The following is an 18987-nucleotide window of genomic DNA, read 5'->3' on the forward strand; positions in this document are numbered from 1 at the left end:
TATGGGATAACCCCAAGGTAAGTGTGGCTCAAATGATAAGAATAGGATCTCCGCGTAGCGGCTTAGTTCAACAATTTTATAGTGCGCTCATCGCGCATATTTCTGCCAACGATACGCTCATGTATTTTATAAATCATTATTACCAAATAACTTAACACATTGCTATATATAATTTTTTATTATCACTCAAACTCTCAATAAAAGAGAAAATGCGCTCACAGCTCATTTTCTTGAATATGTGCACACCACAACTATACTGTATATAAAAACAGCACCATTATTGGTAATAGTATGAAAACACGTTCCCCATTTTTAAATTACATAGCTGAATATATGCTAGTTCGTCAATATTCATTACGCACCGTAGATACCTACCTAAGATGGATTGCATCTTATATCCATTTTCATAATAAACGCCATCCCGCCTCAATGGGGGACAATGAAGTCGAACGCTACTTAGAACATTTGGTGTTAAAGCAAAACGTTGCACCACGTACGCAAGCCACCGCACTCAATTCATTGTCATTTTTATACAAACACATAATAAAAAAAGAATTCTCATTAAATTTAAATTTTGCCCATAGTAAAAAACAAGCAAAGCTCCCTGTAGTGATGACCCAAGAGGAAGTTAAAATGTTAATGGCTCATTTAAATAAGCGCTATTATTTAATTGCAGCCCTCATGTATGGAAGTGGCTTAAGAGTAATGGAAGCGGTGCAATTAAGAGTGAAAGATATTGATTTTGATTATAAATGCATTCAAGTATGGAATGGAAAAGGTAATAAACACCGCATTGTTACGCTGGCCACAGAGCTAATACCTATGCTAAGAAATCAAATTTTGAACGTTGATGACTATTTAAAACTGGATTTAAATAATACGGAATATTCTGGCGTATGGATGCCATATGCTTTAACAAAAAATATCCAAGTGCCGCAAAATCGCTTGCTTGGCAGTATTTATTTCCTTCTCATATATTAAGTTCAGATCCTCAAAGTGGTGAAATAAGACGACATCATTTTCATCACTCTTGTATTAGAAAAGAGGTTAAAAAAGCCGTCCAAAAATCAGGATTAACAAAAATAATAACACCTCATACATTAAGACACTCTTTTGCTACTCATCTACTGCAAAATGGCGCCGATATAAGAACTGTTCAAGCTCAGCTTGGCCATTCTGATGTTAAAACCACACAAATATATACCCATGTACTGCAACAAGGTGCCAACGGGGTTGTTAGCCCTTTTTCAAGATTATAAGCATCTCTTTTTAATTCTCTACGCATACATATTCGCTTTAAGACCAATACCGCTATCTATTTCTACTTTGAAAACCCATAAAAAAGCCCCGCTTGTTTTTACACAAGCGGAGCTCCACACTAATTTTGTATCAATAAAAGCGCCTAAACTGCAGGCGCTTTGCATTATTGAATTTTATTGGTTAACCACGCTTTTAAGTGGATTAACTGGCTGTGCGTTGTCGTCTAGAATGTTCATATCGAAGTCGAACTCATCAACACGAATCGCTTTTTCACGTTTTTTGTTGTAATCACTTAACTGAACAAACTCAGCGTCGTTAATTACTTTTGCAGCAAGTGCATTTTCAAGCGTGATTGAAAAGCGCGTACCCGGCTTAAAGGTTTTAGCACGTAGCGCTTTTTTCACTTTTGCTAATAACTCAAGTGATGCCATTTTAGCTTTGTAAGCTTGCTCGTTGATGTGATGACCATCACCTTTAATTGGCTTAACTAAATGGGTAATTTGCGCTTTAAATGCTGTATCAAGCTGAGCTTGTTTCGCTAATTCACGAATTAAATCATCGCTGATTTTTGGCATTTTAGTTGAGTAGTTCATGGTAATGAAACGAATGAACTTACGTGTACCACTTGCAGGGAAGTTATCTAAGAACTTGTGCAATGCCTCTTCAGCACTTTGTAATGCAAAACGTGTTGCGTAATGGAAGTAAGGAGCCGCTTGCTCACGCTCGCTGCTTGCTACTTTTTGCTCGTAATACTTAATAGATGCCATAGCTGCATACAAGAAGCTCATTACATCGCCTAAACGTGCTGAAAGCATCTCAGCTTGCTTTAGTTTACCGCCAAGTACTAGTAACGAGAAGTCAGCATACACAGCTAATTTAGCTGATAGTTTATGCACTGCTTTTTCGTAGTCACGTACTTCTGGTAATGCCGAGTTTGCACCAGCAGTAAACGGTAATACACCTAAACGGAATGCACGTAAGCTATTTGCTGTACTGTAGCCAATTGTTTTACGTAAAATACCATTAAATTCTGCATCTGCGTTTTTGTCATCGCTGTGGATAGACTCAACCATAGATTGTAAGTATGGGTGGCAACGCATAACACCTTGGCCAAATATCATTAGGTTACGAGTCAGAATGTTCGCGCCCTCTACCGTAATGGCAATAGGCTGCGCCACGTAACCACTCGCTAATGTATTTTGTGGACCGTTTTGAATCGCTTTACCTGCTTGAATATCCATTGCTGAATCAAGTACATCACGACCAAGCTCTGTCATATGGTATTTAGCGATTGCAGTCACTACCGATGGTTTTAAGCCCATGCCTAAACCTTCAGTTGTCAGTACTCGCATTGCTTCTTGTAGGTATGTTTTACCTGCAATGTCAGCTAGCTTTTCTTGAATACCTTCGAATTGACCAATTGATAAACCAAACTGTTCACGCACGGCTGCGTACTCAGAAGCTGATTTAAATGCAACTTGTGCTGTACTTACACCCAATGCTGGTAATGAAATACCACGCCCTGCGCCTAAACAGCTAACCAGCATTTGCCAACCGCGACCGATGTTCTTCTGACCACCGATAATAAAGTCCATTGGTACAAATACTTTGTTACCACGTGTAGTACCGTTGTAAAAACGGATACCCATAGGATCATGACGGTTACCAAGTTCTACACCAGGGTGCTCTTTTGGAATAAGTGCACAAGTAATACCTAGGTTTTCTTTGCCACCTAGTAGACCATCTGGGTCAACTACTTTAAACGCTAAACCAAGTACAGTAGCAATTGGCGCGAGTGTAATATAGCGTTTGTCCCACGTGATTTCTAAGCCAAGTACTTCTTCGCCTTTGTACATACCTTTAGTTACGGTACCTACATCTGGAATACCGCCTGCATCAGAGCCTGCTTCTGGGCTGGTTAATGCAAAACATGGAATGTCTGTACCATTTGCAAGGCGTGGTAGGTAGTGTGCTTGTTGCTCCTCTGTACCAAAGTGAAGAAGTAACTCACCCGGGCCCAACGAGTTTGGTACCATTACGGTTACCGCAACCGCTGAGCTTTTAGTAGCAATTGTACCTACAATTGTTGAGTTAGCGTATGGGCTGAACTCTAAACCGCCAAACGATTTAGGGATGATCAGCGAGAAGAAACGCTCTTTTTTCAAAAACTCTAAAATGTCGTTTGGTAAATGAATACCATTTTGAATGACTGAATCGTCAATCATGCCAAGTAATTCTTGTACTGGGCCATCTAGGAACGCTTGCTCGTCTGCGGTTAATTTAGCCGCAGGTACGTCGCGTAGCGCGCTGAAATCTGGTTTACCTTGATAGATAGACCCTTCTAGCCATACATCACCAGCGTCTAACGCTTCTTGCTCAGTAACTGAAATGCTTGGTAGTACTTTTTTTAATTTTGTACGTAAACTCATAACGAACTCATCCGACCAGATAAATAATACCTACATTACGTCATAAAAATCGCTTTAGATCAATTACTCTATTCAATTAATTAACAGTTTTTGCAATTTATTTTCTTTACCTGAACGTAAACTGTTGAAATAAAAAGGCTTGCACCTGTACGCTGAATTGTTATTTTTTTTGTTAAAAATTTAATAATTCTGGTTGTTAGCGCCGCAAATACGGATTTGGTAATAAAGTAGAAACAAAAAAACGCAGCCTAAAATTAGGCTGCGTTTTTTAATACGAGAATTTGGGTGAAATTAGCTTATTTTAACCACTTGTTTACCTGTAAAACCACCTGCTAACTGATTGTTTAATGCAGCCGAAACAGCCTTTGCGTTAAAATCAACAGCTAATACTTCTGGAGGAATTATCTCGCCATTTGCTACCTTTTCAAGCAACAAATTGCCCATGAAACTCATCCGCTGCTGCGCACATAAGCTGTTAGCTAGCCACGCACCTCCTAAGGAGACAATACTAATATTAGGCGCACGCCGATACATTAGCTGCTGTTCAAAGTTAGGAAGTGGATTTAAACAAGCAATACGACCACAAAAACGCATTAGTTCGATATTTTGAATGGTCGATTCCCCCCCCATAATATCAATAATAGCGTCAAACCCTTGTGGACCTAACTCTCGACGAATTTTGTCACATAAGGCTTTATCGTTGTAATCAAAGACCACATCGGCGCCGAGTTGCTTAACTAACTTATGATTGCGCTTAGAGGCGGTGGTAAATACATCTGCACCGCGCTGCTTGGCAAACTGAATAGCAAATTGCCCTACAGCGCCAGCGCCACCTTCAACAAAGAGCGTATCGCCCTCAGTTACTGATAGTTTATCTAAGCTGATCAATGCCGCCATTCCGGCGCAGGGTAAAGTTGCAGCTTTGTCACTGGCTAATTGCTGAGGAAGGATAGACACCGCATAATTAGGCACTTTTGCGTATTCGCTCAGTACCCCTTGCTCACCTACGCTGGCGTGCCACATAACACGCTCCCCTACCCCCGGAAAAATACCTTTGCCCGCTTTAACCACTGTCCCCACTGCATCCAAACCTAAAACATGCGGGTATTGCCACGTACAAAAGCCAGACTTGGCAAATTGTGCATCCACCGGGTTTAAACCAACGTACTCTACTTTTACTAATAACTCATTCCCTGTGCACTGAGGCACAGGTAACTGAGTATCCGATAAGTTAATATCCTCATTGGGCTCATTTAACACAATAGAGCGCATTAATGTAGGAATAGTATTTGGGTTTGTATCTGCAGTATTAGGCATCAAAAACTCTACTTGTTAGTATTACTTAACGCGTAACTCCATCGCCCATTAAATGACTGGTAGGCATTTACTTTGGCAAGTAGCGATGAAATAGTTGAATCAACGGCATTTTCTTGCGCTATTAAAACATCCTGACGCGCATCTAACAACTCTAAGTAAGGAATTTGCCCTTCTTCGTACATTGCTTGTGCTTGTAAAAATGCATTATTAGCAAATTGATAACGCTCATCAGCAAAGCGCGATTGCTGTGCTTGATTGACCAAGTATTGCAATGAAAGTTCACTCTCGTTAATCGCTTTTAATACCACTTGCTGGTAGTCAGTATACGCTGCTTGGCTTAAAAACTGCTGCGCATCGCGTTGTGCTAAAAGCGCAGGGTAACTTAATAATGACCACTGCAATTGCGGCGCTACTTGCCATTGCTGCTGGGTATCACTAAAACCGTTGCTACCTAAACTTAACACGCCTGCAAAGCCGCTTAAGCTGATATCGGGTAATAGAGCTTTACTGGCTGCTACACTTAGGCTATTTGCCTGGCTAAAATCAAATAAAGCACGACTTATATCAGGTCTTAGTGCTATTGCATCATTAGGCTTTGCCAATGACACCGCAAATGCCTTAGTTAATATAGTACGTTCATCATTAATGATCAGTGATTGCGTAGTTTGCGCGCTTAATACGGCCAAAGTAGATAAGTCACGGTACTTGGCATATTCAATTGCCGGCACCAAGGCTTGCTGCTGCCTAAGTTGCGCCATAGTGCGGTTTAAGTCGAGCTCATTGGCCACACCTTCATCAACTTGGGCCTGTAGCACTTGAATGCTTTGTTCAAGCGCTTCTATTTGCATCTCAATAATTTGCTGCTTTTGCAGATTACCTTGATAACTCACAAAGCCTTTAACCACAGCCGACACCACTTCAATTTGCAATAACCTAACTTGCTCAGCTTGGCTCATTGCTTGTGAATTCGCGGCATCGACTAACGCAGTAATTCGACCAAATAAGTCGAGCTGCCAATCAAGTGCTACATTCGCACTTGATTGTCGGCTATTGGTATTGCCTAGCCCGCTTCGCTTTGCACCAACCTCAATACCTCCTTGCGGTAAGTATTGCGCTTGTTGCTCGCCAATACGCGCCAAAGCGCTTTTTAATACCAGCTGACTAGTTTGTAAGTCGTAATTATTAGCAAGTGCGTTGCTCAGCAGTTGGTTTAGCTGCGCTGAGCCCAGCTTATGCCACCAGTTTTGCTCATCTTCACCCATAAACTGCTCTGCAGATATTGCCTTGGCAACAAACTCATCAACCTGTTGTTGCTGAGCAGCTGTGTCTATTTTACTCGCACAACCTGATAACACAGCAACCGCTAATGCAGAACTCAACCATGGCGATAATTTAAGGGCGCTTAAGTTAAATTTAGTCATGTGAAGACTCCTTAACGCGCGGCTTTTTTACCACCAGCATATAAAACACCGGTGTAAATAATAGTCCAAACACAGTTACTCCAATCATGCCCGAGAACACTGCATTACCCATGGCATGACGCATTTCTGCACCGGCACCGGTTGCCAATACAAGCGGTATAACACCTGCGGTAAACGCAATTGATGTCATTAAAATTGGGCGTAAACGTAATCGACACGCCGCTAACATCGCCTCAAAGTGCGATAACCCAGTGTCATGCTTATCTTTAGCAAATTCCACCATAAGGATGGCATTTTTAGAAGCCAATGCGACCAGTACAATCAACGCTATTTGCGTAAATATGTTGTTGTCTGAACCTACAAACCACACCCCTAATAACGCTGAGAAAATAGTCATAGGTACAATTAAAATAATGGCCAGTGGTAAACGTAAGCTTTCATACTGTGCGGCCAGTACCATAAACACCAGCAATACAACCAGAGGGAATACATACACCATGGTATTACCTGCTAATACTTGCTGGTACGTTACCTCAGTCCACTCATATTCAATGCCAGTAGGCAATGTTTTTGCTAGTACAGCTTCAATCGCCAATTGCGCTTGATCAGAACTATAACCGGGCGCTGGGCTGCCATTAAGCTCTGCACTTGGGTAGCCGTTGTAATGCATTACACGATCTGGGCCAATGGTAGGCGTTACCGTTAATACTGAGCCTAACGGCACCATATTACCGGCACGATTACGCACTTTTAGGTTTAGTATTTGCTCTGGGTCTACCCTAAAATCAGCATCAGCTTGGGCATTAACCTGGTAAGTACGACCAAACAAATTAAAGTCGTTTACATACACTGAGCCTAAATAAATTTGTAACGAGTTAAACACTTCATCTAATGGAATACCTTGAATAAGCGCTTGCTCACGGTCAATATCAATATCCATTTGTGGCACTTGAATTCTAAAGCTTGAATACAGCCCCATTAACGCCGGATCTTTTTGCGCCGCAGCAATCACTGATTGTAAACTGTTAAATAAGGCTTCAAAGCCTTTGTTAGCTCTATCTTCTATTTGCAATTTAAAGCCACCTGTGGTGCCTAATCCTTGAATTGGCGGTGGCGGAAACACAGCGACAAAGGCTTCATCAATGGCCGCAAAACGTTGGTTTAATTGCGCTGCAATAGCCGAAGCCGACATACTCGGATCCGTACGCTCTGCAAAAGGCGCCAGTGGTGTAAATACGATGCCGCTATTTGGGCTATTAGTAAAACCATTCACTGAAAGGCCAGGAAACGCTACCGTGTTCGCAACCCCAGGTACCTCTAATGCAATTTGCTGCATTTGTTTTACCACCGCTTCTGTACGGTCTAAACTTGCAGCGTCAGGTAACTGCGCAATGGCGACTAAGTATTGCTTATCTTGTTGTGGAATAAAGCCACCCGGTACCGCATCAAACAATTTAATCGTACCGCCAACTAAGGCAATATACGCAACCATAACTACAACGCTCATACGAATAAGCTTTTGTACCAGCTTTTCATACCCTTTAGCACCACGGTCAAACACGCGATTAAAAGGTTGGAATAACCAACGGCCAAATAATTTATTAAGCACGCGGGTAAACGCATCAGGCTCGGCATCATGTGATTTCAACAATAAAGCAGCCAGTGCTGGCGACAGCGTTAATGAGTTAAACGCCGAAATTACCGTTGAAATAGTAATGGTTAATGCAAATTGCTTATAAAACTGCCCTGAAAGCCCAGTAATAAAAGCCGTCGGAATAAATACCGCACATAATACTAATGCAATCGCAATAATAGGGCCGGTTACTTCCGTCATTGCCACGCGGGTTGCTTCAAGCGGAGATAAGCCATCTTCTATGTTTCGCTCAACGTTTTCTACGACCACAATTGCGTCATCAACCACGATACCAATAGCCAGTACTAAACCAAATAGCGATAAGGTATTAATAGAAACCCCAAGCCATTGCATTACTGCAAAGGTACCAATGAGTGAAATAGGCACTGCAATTAACGGAATAATAGATGCGCGCCAGGTTTGTAAAAACACAATAACCACAATCACCACCAGCACGATTGCTTCGAGTAAAGTGGCGATCACCGCATCAATTGAGCCTCGCACAAATACCGTTGGATCATAAACAATGTCGTATTCAACACCTGCTGGAAAGTCTTTTGATAAACGTGCCATCGTTTCACGCACCTGATCAGAGAGCTCAATGGCATTTGACCCTGGGCGTTGAAATATTGGCATCGCTAAAGCGGGTTTATTATCAAGCTCAGCACGCAATGCATAAGAATCTTGGCCTAAATCAACACGTGCCACATCTGACAAACGCGTAAGCTGCCCTTGCTCCCCAACTTTAATAATGACTTGTTTAAACTCTTCAATGCTATTAAGGCGTCCTTTGACGTTTAATAAAATTTGGAATTGACTGTCATTTGAAATCGGTTGCGAACCTAAACTGCCCGCTGCAACTTGCTGATTTTGCGAGCGTAGTGCATTGACCACGTCACTTGCAGTAAGCTCACGTGACGCTAGCGCATCTGGGTTAAGCCAAACTCGCATTGCATATTTACCACCACCAAATAAACGAATATCACCCACACCAGGTAAACGCGCTATTTCATCTTTGATATTTAAATCGGCATAATTTGATAAATACGCGGTGTCATGGCTGTTTTGGGGTGAATATAAATGCACCACCATGGTTAAATCGGGTGATGATTTTTCAGCAACAACCCCTAAACGTTGCACTTCTTGTGGCAAACGCGGCAGCGCACTATTTACTCGGTTTTGCACTTGCACTTGGGCACGGTCTAAATCAGTGCCTAACGCAAATGTCACCGTGAGCGTCATACGTCCGTCACTGGTTGCTTGTGAAAACATATACAGCATGTTTTCGGTGCCATTTATTTCTTGCTCAAGCGGTGTTGCCACTGTTTGTGCAATAACCGTCGGGTTCGCACCTGGATAACTGGCAGTCACAACCACTGTCGGTGGTACGACTTCTGGGTATTCACTGACCGGCAGCTGAAATAATGAAATGCTACCTGCAATTAAAATAATCAACGACAGCATGGCCGCAAAAATCGGTCGCTGTATAAAAAAGTGTGAAAATTTCATCTAATAACCTTATTGCTTAGCAACTAAATCGGCAGGGTTAGCACTTAGCGTAAATGCCACGCCTTGGGTATTAATTGCCACTTTATTTGGTGATATCGGCATACCCGGTCCTACACGAGCAGGGCCATTTACAGCAATAACATCGCCTTGCTCAAGTCCTGATGTGATGGCTCGCAACGATCCATAGCGCTCACCTACCGTTACAAGCTTATACTGCAGCACATTGTTTTCGCTTACCGTTAACACAAAGCGATTTTTTAAATCTGTGCCTATGGCTCTGTCTGGAACAATGACAGTTTCACGTACTGCATTAGCAGCTAACTTAATGCGTGCAAATGAGCCCGAACGCAACTCGTTACTGCGATCATCAAATACCGCACGAACGCGTAAAGTACCTGTAGATGCGTTAATTTGATTATCTATAAAGTTAATATGGCCGCTATAGTTAAAATCGTCTTGTCCTACTTTTTGCATTACAACAGGCTGTTTGCTTGCAGCTGTTACTTCGTCAAATGCGCTATTCCAAGTACGTTCATCTACATCAAAGTAAGCGTACATTTTGTCATTAGAAACAATTGAAGTAAGCACGCTTTGCCCTGCAAGTACGTTGTTACCTTTGGTAATATTTGCGCGAGAAATCACGCCATCAATAGGAGAAACCACTGACGTAAACTCTAAATCGAGCTTTGCAGCTTTAAGCTGCGCTTGCAGTGCAGCAAGTTGTGCTTCACGCTGACGCAGAGTCGATGTACGCGCTTGTGCTTGCTCAGTCGAAATGGCTTTTCGCTCAGTTAAGCGTACCGCACGCGATGCTTCGCTTTTTGCTTGTTCAAGTGCTGCTTGAGCACTTTTAACCTGAGCGCTTAAACTGTCAACGGTTGCAGCGAATGAGCGATCGTCTAAACGAAATAATACATCGCCTTGTTTAACGCTATCCCCTTCATTAAATTCAATTTGCTTAATAATGCCGGATACACGCGGCATTAATGCCACTTTTTGCGGTGACTCTAAGCGTGTTGTATAGGTGTGCCAACTTTGAACTGGCTTAACCAAGACCTCGGCTACATCAATTGCTTGTTGTTGCTGTGCGGGTGCTGATTGTGTTGTATCTTCATCGGCACAACCGGCCAGTGTGATTAATGCAACAGATAATGCTATAGCAATTAAGTGTTTGTTCATAAAGACGCTCCTTTTAATTTAGCGTTGCATAATACGGAACATACTTGATGACAAAAACAATAGATTTTTAAATTCATTAGTGCCAAAATGGCATCAATACTCACTACGTGATGAAATAATGGATACAACCAGTCGACTATTAATGCTGCTTGAAGTGGTAGAGCAAGGCTCATTTGCAAAAGCAGCCGAAATACGAAATATTGACCGCTCAGTGATCTCTAAGCAAATTAGTCGGTTAGAGGATGAACTTGGAGTAAGGCTATTGAACAGAACAACCCGCTCATTCTCTCTTACAGCAGCGGGCGCTGAAATGATAAAAAAAGCAGGTGAGCTACGAAGTCTGCTTGGCGAAACGGTGCGCATGGCAGAAAACTACCACCAAGAGCCACGCGGCGTATTAAAAGTAACCGCATCTACTTTAATAGGTCGACGCTACTTACAGCCAGTGATCAACGATTTTCAAAAACGCTTTCCGCAAGTGGAAGTAGAACTGCGTTTGGATGACCGATTGGTTGATATTGTATCTGAAGGATTTGATTTAGCGTTTAGAGTGGGTGAGCCCAAAGACTCATCATTAATTGCTCGTAAAATTGCCCGTAACCGTTTGTTACTATTAGCCGCGCCAGCGTTTATAGAAACATACGGTATGCCTACAACAATCACTGATTTGGCACAATTGCCAGCGGCCAGTTATGCCAGCAACTCACTGCGGGTAGAAGGCATAAATTACTATAACCACACTGGCGAGCACTGCGCGCAAAAAATAAAAAGTGTGTTTAGAGCAAACGATGCAGAAGTATTACTGATGAAAACTCTCTCTGGCACCACCTACTTTTTAGCGCCGGCATTTATTTTAGATAAAGAAGTGATTGATGGGCAACTGGTGCCCTTACTTACGGATGTAAAATTAATGGAACATAATGCAATGTATGCTGTATACCCACACCGAGATTTACCGGTAAGAACACGATTGTTTTTTGATGCCGTGCGTGAATACATTGGCAAAGAAAGACCGATTTGGGAGAACAATATTCCTAATTTTGATCAAATGTATTAAGCCGCATCTGCACAGAGGTTAATATCAGAAAAAACCGCATTGCGCCCCGCATCTTTTGCCTTATAAAGCTGCTTATCTGCTTGCGCTATTAATTCAGCCAAATTTAGTTGTTGGTACTTAACTACGCCAACACTGGCTGTTAAATTTATGGTTATACCATTGGCTTCAATATATTTATTTGCAACGGCTTGTCTAAGATTTTCAGCCATTGCCAGCGCGGATTGTGCACTATCAAAATTGCTCATTAAAAAAATTCTTCACCCCCCACCCTAAACACATACCCTTTTGCAAAAGTAATCCTAAATAGAGTTGCCAACTCAACCAGCACTTTATCTCCTACATCATGGCCGTATTCATCATTTATTTGTTTAAAGTGGTCAAGATCAATTAAAAACAAGTACAACTGTGACTTGTCTTTTATCTCCACTTCAAAATAATGACTCACAGATAAACGGTTTCCTGCGCCCGTAAGAGGATCAAGTAAAGCCAAGTTTTTAAGTCGCTTAGAAAATTCGGCCCTATTTTCTTCAAAAACATGAGAAATGACCCATATAATAATATAAATAAACAGTAAGTTGAGCGCTTGGTTAAAAGAGGAAAAAGAAGGGCTTGGTAATTTATAAAGCAACACTGATGATTGCATAACCAAAAGTGTGGCCGATAACACAGTACCGTATTTTCAACCAAGAAGTAGATAATACAAAATGGGTAAAGAAAACGCCCACAAAAACAAACCATTTTTAAGTGGTGCCAAAAAGGTTCCACATAATATAACGAGCGTTACAGTCATACAAACCGTTATGGCATACCAATTTCGTTGCTTGTTTTTAACCAATGGTATAAAAACATAAAAACAAAGTACGGAAATTACACTTCTAAGCCACCTACAATATAAAAATGATTTTTTGATAGGTTAAACACAGCAAAAATAAATGACAGCAAACCTAAAAATAAACACATCCATTTTAAGACATGCTTACGTAATATTTTTGTACTGTTGAGAGCGGCTTATCCATAAAAGACTTAAATCAAAGCTACTGGTTTAAATTAACCCTGAAATGCAATAATCACAACTTTACGCTTAACAACCACCTTTAAAATAAGTAAAAAGGACTGGTTAAATGCAGCTATTCTGTAAGCAATTCATTAACTGTGCCAACCAAGTCAGCAAACTCCTCATCAACATGTGCAATTTGTTTAGGGCTTAAGGTTTGATTTAATTTAACCAGCAACTGTGCGTATGCCCTTAAATTTTCCTCATTTCTCTCAATGAGTTCAGCACTCATAAACAGCTCTCGTTCTGTAATGATAGTGCGTAACTGCTGCGCAAATTGGGCATCATTAAGGGTTTGCTGATTAAACAGTGCCTCAAGTGCACCTAACCGATTTAGTTTATAGTCATACCATAAATTGCTGGTGCTGATATATTCACTGTTGGCTTGTGACACTAGCGTTCGCTGCTCTGAGGTGAGCTTACCAAGCCATTGTTCGTAGTAGTCTAGTTGCTTGTCTAAACGAGACTGCTGATGCTCCTCTTTGGTTAATGAAGCGTGCTCTTTTATTTCATCATTAATTTGCTCACGAATGTTTTCTACCATTTCACTGCGTTGTGATGGAGTTAACGTTTTTGCCAGCTCGATTAAGGGATCACTCGCGTACAAAAGTAAATTGCGCCAATGCTGCTTTACCTGCGTTATTTTTGCCATTAACTGCGCTGTATCGGCTTGTTTATCGAGCAACTGCCTTAAGTCAAGTAAATCGGCTTTATATTTTGGTAACTCAACCTCTCGATGCCAATCTCGGGTGTTATTAATAATCACTTTTAACTGCGTTGATTGGCTTTTGTTTAAGTCGACATAATCGTCTATCCAAAACGAAGACAGCCAACCAAGGTTGTTATAAGCAAAGGAGGTAGAACAACTGGCAATAAACAATAAACTGGTTATAAAAATAATTTTGCTTAGTTTTATATTTTTTAAATTATTTAACATTAACAGACCCCGTTTTATGATGCTTTGGTTGCCAAAAATCATCATAAGTAATTATGTAAGCTATTGCTCGCTTTTATTTTTTTCATTTTTCTATAGAATCGCAAGCTAACGCAATTTATATCATGACTATGTGCTTAAGTTTAGAATTTTTGAGCTATAGTTAAAGCTACTTGTTAATACGTTTGTATACCTAGGTTATAAACGTTGGCGTTATTAATTTAGCTCATAATTTTTTACCTATCCCTAATAGATTCACTAGGTAAGTTTTACTTTTATGGCGCTTACATAGAACGACAACTAATTTGGAGACATGCTTATGTCACAGTCTAATTTTAAAGCACTGCTACTGGCCGGTATTATGCTCGCTACCCCACTTGCTCATGCTGGACTAGAAGAAGGGATCAGAGCTGCTAATGCGGGTGAATTTGAAGAAGCACTTAAAGAGTTTAATTATTTAGCTGACAAAGGCTATGCACCGGGTATTTACGAATTAGGTAAGCTATACGAAGGTGGCCATGGCGTTACCCGTGATTATTACAAAGCAGCTGAGCTTTACCAACAAGCCGTAAAGAAAAACCATGTAGATTCAATGTTTGCACTTGCGGTTTTATATGATGAAGGTAATGGCGTTAAATTAGACAAACAAATGGCCATAACCTTATTTGAAAAAGCAGCAAATAAGAACCTTCCCGCAGCACAGTATAACTTAGGTGTAATGTATGCAAATGGCGATGGTGTTAGCCAAGATTATAAAGCCGCCAGAACATGGTATGAAAAAGCCGCTGCTAATAATTACACATTGGCGCAGTTTAATTTAGCACTGATGTATTTTGAAGGCTTAGGAATGCCAAAAAATCTTGAAATGTCGTATGTGTGGAATACCATTGCCGAGTATAACGGCAACATGCAAGCCAGTCACAGCCGTAAACTTGATGAACGTACTATGCTCCCGAAAGAGGTAGCTGAGGCCAAAGAAAAAGCCGATGCAATTTATACCAAAATTTTAGCGGGTACTTATGCTGGCGAAGGACGACTGTTTTAAGTTAGCTATTAAAAAAGCTGAATGAAGTGATTCATTCAGCTTTTTTATTTTAAGCGTTGCAAGCTATTTTACATAAAGCCACTTTAGCACTTTGATCAGTAATTTATTTTGTTTAAGTAATAAACCAATGCGCGGGTTAACCGAGCCAGAGACTAAGGTATTTTTTGCATGGCTAAAGGTGAGAAAACCTTCTTTACCGTGATAATGGCCCATCCCCGAATGCCCCACGCCACCAAACGGCACATCATCGGCAGCTACTTGTATTAATGTGTCGTTTACAGCAACTGTTCCGCTAAGTGTTTGCTTAATAATGTACTGTTGCGCCTGTTTATCTTGACCTAAAATATAAAGGGCTAATGGGTGTTCGCGTAATCGAATATAATTAAGCACGTCTTCTAATTTGTCGTAACTCATAATGGGTAAAATGGGGCCAAATAGCTCTTCTTGCATTAATGTCATCTCATCTGTTACGTGCGTAACAATATGCAGACCCATACGATGCTTTTCGCCATCTTGCTGGTTTTGTTCAAGCGGTTTAGTAATTTTAGCGCCTTGCTCTTGTGCTTGCTCTAAATAACCCAGCAAACGCTGATAATGTGCAGGGCTTATAATCGAGGTCAGGTTTTTGCCTTCAACACCTTGCTTAAAGTGTTTTTTATAAAGGATACAAAGCGCTTTAATAAATTGGTGCTCCAATGCTTTAGGAACAAACACGTAATCAGGCGCTACACATATTTGCCCTGCATTGGCCATTTTTCCAAATAATAATGCACGCGCGGCTTTATTTACATCGGCTTTTTCTAACACAATGACGGGCGATTTTCCGCCGAGCTCTAATGTTACTGGCGTTAAATTTTTACTGGCCGCGGCCATAACTAACTTGCCAACGGCAGTCGAGCCTGTAAATAGCAAATGCGCAAATGGCAATGATGAAAACTCACTTGCCACGTCGCTACCACCTTGAATAATTGTGCAGTGTTGGCTTAATTCACCTGCAAATATTTTTTCAATAACGGCATTGGTGTTAGGCGTAAATTCACTGAGCTTTAACATCACCCTGTTACCCGCTGCAATCGCAGTAATAACAGGCACCAATGCTAGTTGAATAGGATAGTTCCATGGTGCAATCACACCGACCACGCCAATAGGCTGATAGGTTACACTTACTTTTGAGGGCCATAAGCTTAACCCCGCGCTGCGCTGACTTGGTTTAGACCATCGAGGTAGCTTTTTAATAATATGCGCAAGTCCCTGCATGGTGGGCAAAATATCCCCCACTACGGTATCGAACGCCGTTCGGTATCCAAAATCTTTAGATACTTCAGCAATCAAGTCTTGCTCTAACGTTACAATGTTAGCGCGTACTTTCTTGAGTAAAGCAAGACGTTGCTCAATGGGTAAATAAGGGGTGCCTTCAAAAGCATGCTTTAGTTCATTAAATTGCGAACGCAAAGATCCTGTAGATAATGTGTCAGTGTTCAAAATAAGCTACTCGATTTATAACGTTTTCAAGACTATAACCTTGTTCTGTTACTCGAGCAATAAAGAGTGATTTTGCAACACGAGGAAAAGGATTGCAAAAACACTCAACAGGTTGGTTGGAACGCATACCGATGCACTGCTTTTGTGTGCATCGGTTATCTGTTTTGTTAGTTGATTAAAGTGGGTTATTAAAAACCAAAAACTTGGGCTGCTATGGTCATTGTTACTAAGGTAATTAAAACAATAGCGACAATATTTAACACAAAGCCAGCACGGATCATGTCTTTCATTTTAATTTCACCCGAGCCAAACACAATCGCATTGGGTGGTGTGGCTACTGGCATCATAAACGCACAACTACACGCAATCGCAGCTGGAATAACCCACACTAACGGGCTGCCTGTTACTGACTCAGCAACGGGGCCTAGCAGTGGTAAAAAGCCTGCTGCAGTTGCCGTATTACTGGTTATTTCAGTTAAGAACGTAATCAGCGCAACCACAACAAGAATGCTCATTACTAATGGAATAGTACTCGCCCCTTCAATCATATTAGCAATGTAATCAGCTAATCCTGATGACTTTATTTGCGAGGCAAGTGTTAATCCGCCACCAAATAAAAGCAACACACCCCACGGCACTTTAGCGGCACTTTCCCAATCTAAAATACGCGCATCGCTGCCTTTATTTGCCGGTAGTACAAACAGTAGTAATGCTGCAGCAATAGCAATACCGGTATCTGAAATTTTAAGCCCGGTAACATCGCCTAATAAAGGTCTAAATATCCAACAAATAGCGGCAAGCACAAATACAAACAACACGCCCTTTTCAGCACGCTGCATTAGACCTAAGTCTTTTAATTGTGAAGAGAATACCGCTTTGGTATCAATACGCTTGTTTGCTTGTACATTCGCATCGACTTTATAAGTGAATTTAGTTAACCAAATCCAGCTGATCAGCAACATACCGAGCGCTAATGGCACACCAACAATCATCCACTCGGCAAAGCCAATTTCAATCTGATAACTGTCTGATAGGTACGCAGCCATTAATGCATTTGGTGGAGTACCAATTAATGTAGCAATACCACCAATACTTGCGCCATAAGCAATCGACAGTAAAAGGGCTTTACCGAAACCTTCATTACTAGGGTCTGAGCTTTTAACTAAATGGGTAATAGATAAAGCGATAGGAAGCATCATTACTGCGGTAGCGGTATTAGACATCCACATTGATAAAAATGCAGTCACTAACATCATCGCTAAAATTTGTAAGCTTGGTTTTTTACCTGCATAACGCATTGTTTTTAATGCAATACGCTTGTGTAACCCCCAACGCTCCATCGCTATTGAGATTAAAAAGCCACCTAAAAATAAAAAGATCAGCGGATGCGCATAAGGCGCTGCAACACTTTTTATCGCTGCTATATCAACAATCGGCGAAATCACTAAAGGGAGTAACGCAGTAGCAGGAATAGGCACTACCTCACTCACCCACCACGAGGCCATCCAAAATGCTAAGCCTGCGGTTTTAAATGCTGCCGCCGACATCCCTACTGGCGGCTCAACTAAGCAAGTAAGTAGCATGACACATGGGCCAAGTAACAATAACAGCCATTGCATAAATGGCTTTTTATTCGCGTTATTTTCTAAAATACGTTTTGTCATTTGTTCAGCCCTTAAAATTTATATTTAAGACCAAGTGCAACACTGCTATCAGCATTTTCTTCTAGGTCGAGGTCAGTGTATAAAAGGTAAGCTGTGGTTTGCTTGTCAAATACATAATCTACACCCGTGGTCCACTGGGTAGCGTCTGATGTTTGACGTAGTTTTGAGTCATCTTTTGCAAATTGTACTTTAGGTACCCATTTGTCTAACTTATAGCTTGCGCTTAGTACATAACCGTTGCCAGACTTAGCGCCGTCAATCGATTCTGAATGCTGGTACAATGCCCCTAATTGTAATTTTTCAAACTTATACACACCCGCAATACGGCTTGCTTTTATGTTATTAAGCGAATCGACATGGCTGATTGAAATAGAGTAAGGTGTTTTATTTAAATTACGGTCGCCGTAAATTAGCGTAGCAGCAAATCCTGCTTCGTTATCTTTGTTGTCATCTTTTGGTGCATAGGTAAATGAAAACTGCGCGTTATGCCAATACTTAGAGGTATAGGTGATGGTATCGCCTAAGCGGTCTTGCCCTGCAATTACTTGAGCAATATCAGCTTGGGTTTCGTTAAAATTATCAAGCTTACCTTCTGAATATTTAAAGCGCGTGTCGTTTCGCCCAACCACCACTTCACCAAATGCGCCTTTTAGGCCCAAGTAAGTATTGCGTGCTGCAAAAGGCTCATTGGTGTCGTCGTGTTCAAAACCTTTTACTTGAACTTCGTATTTAAATACCGCGGTAAAATACTCATTTAATTTATGGTCACCTTTAATGCCAATACGCGAAAAAGGGGCATCTATTTGCGTGCCTTCGTCAGCGTAACGCATTATGCCTGTATCGGTGTTAGCAATTTGTACTTCGGCTTTACCATACACTGTGTAGTCTGCTGCAAAAGTGGTTGCAGGTAACGTGGCAGCACTGCATAACGCAGCAAGTACTGAACCTTGGAATATATTGTTTTTCATTATGTGTCCTAATTATGTGATGCTACTTGTTGTCT

Annotated in this window: 11 protein-coding genes and 2 pseudogenes; 3 read left to right on the top strand and 10 right to left on the bottom strand. The window is 41.2% G+C overall.

All coding sequences use genetic code 11. The annotated features are described in order from the left end of the window. Positions 1-291: 291 nt before the first annotated feature. Positions 292-1259: pseudogene (locus tag MTN96_RS27280) on the top strand (integron integrase). A gap of 174 nt (positions 1260-1433) precedes the next feature. Here MTN96_RS27280 and MTN96_RS27285 read toward each other — a convergent pair. The 5 genes from MTN96_RS27285 to MTN96_RS27305 all read right to left on the bottom strand — a co-directional run bounded on the left by MTN96_RS27285 (position 1434) and on the right by MTN96_RS27305 (position 10748). Further along, on the bottom strand, positions 1434-3689 hold the full coding sequence (locus tag MTN96_RS27285; protein ID WP_036983924.1) for an acyl-CoA dehydrogenase: 2256 nt from the start codon (positions 3687-3689) through the stop codon (positions 1434-1436). Positions 3690-3980: 291 nt separating this feature from the next. Beyond that, positions 3981-5006 (bottom strand): zinc-binding dehydrogenase, encoded by a 1026-nt coding sequence (locus tag MTN96_RS27290; protein WP_248533393.1) that lies wholly within the window; start codon positions 5004-5006, stop codon positions 3981-3983. An 8-nt stretch (positions 5007-5014) separates the two neighbouring features. Next, positions 5015-6427 (bottom strand): TolC family protein, encoded by a 1413-nt coding sequence (locus MTN96_RS27295; RefSeq protein ID WP_248533395.1) that lies wholly within the window; start codon positions 6425-6427, stop codon positions 5015-5017. Then, complete coding sequence (locus MTN96_RS27300) at positions 6420-9569, bottom strand: efflux RND transporter permease subunit (protein WP_248533397.1); 3150 nt, start codon at positions 9567-9569, stop codon at positions 6420-6422. Before MTN96_RS27300 ends, MTN96_RS27295 begins: the two co-directional genes overlap by 8 nt. A gap of 9 nt (positions 9570-9578) precedes the next feature. Then, positions 9579-10748, bottom strand: coding sequence for an efflux RND transporter periplasmic adaptor subunit (locus MTN96_RS27305; protein ID WP_248533399.1), 1170 nt, complete (start codon positions 10746-10748; stop codon positions 9579-9581). A 118-nt stretch (positions 10749-10866) separates the two neighbouring features. Here MTN96_RS27305 and MTN96_RS27310 point away from each other — a divergent pair, with 118 nt between their 5' ends. Further along, entirely contained in the window at positions 10867-11805 is a 939-nt protein-coding gene (locus MTN96_RS27310; protein WP_248533401.1) for a LysR family transcriptional regulator, read from the top strand. On the opposite strand, the pseudogene MTN96_RS27315 reads toward MTN96_RS27310, so the two are convergent. Beyond that, positions 11802-12765: pseudogene (locus MTN96_RS27315) on the bottom strand (GGDEF domain-containing protein). The gene MTN96_RS27310 and the pseudogene MTN96_RS27315 sit on opposite strands and share 4 nt — an antisense overlap. Before the next feature lie 167 nt (positions 12766-12932). After that, entirely contained in the window at positions 12933-13796 is an 864-nt protein-coding gene (locus tag MTN96_RS27320) for a DUF6279 family lipoprotein (protein WP_248533403.1), read from the bottom strand. Between the two features lie 316 nt (positions 13797-14112). Here MTN96_RS27320 and MTN96_RS27325 point away from each other — a divergent pair, with 316 nt between their 5' ends. Then, positions 14113-14838 carry a tetratricopeptide repeat protein gene (locus MTN96_RS27325; protein ID WP_013463177.1) on the top strand — a complete coding sequence of 242 codons (726 nt, stop codon included), beginning with the start codon at positions 14113-14115 and terminating at the stop codon, positions 14836-14838. 63 nt (positions 14839-14901) lie between these two features. Here the strand turns inward: MTN96_RS27325 and MTN96_RS27330 are convergent, their stop codons facing one another. The 3 genes from MTN96_RS27330 to MTN96_RS27340 form a co-directional block, all read right to left on the bottom strand. Then, a complete protein-coding gene (locus MTN96_RS27330; RefSeq protein WP_248533405.1) occupies positions 14902-16320 on the bottom strand; it encodes a coniferyl aldehyde dehydrogenase in 1419 nt (472 codons plus the stop codon). Between the two features lie 188 nt (positions 16321-16508). Next, positions 16509-17984: an SLC13 family permease gene (locus MTN96_RS27335; RefSeq protein ID WP_036983914.1), complete on the bottom strand. Its 1476-nt coding sequence runs from the start codon at positions 17982-17984 to the stop codon at positions 16509-16511. 11 nt (positions 17985-17995) lie between these two features. Next, positions 17996-18952, bottom strand: coding sequence for a porin (locus MTN96_RS27340; RefSeq protein WP_036983913.1), 957 nt, complete (start codon positions 18950-18952; stop codon positions 17996-17998). Positions 18953-18987: the final 35 nt, after the last annotated feature.

This window comes from Pseudoalteromonas sp. 2CM28B (assembly GCF_023161935.1).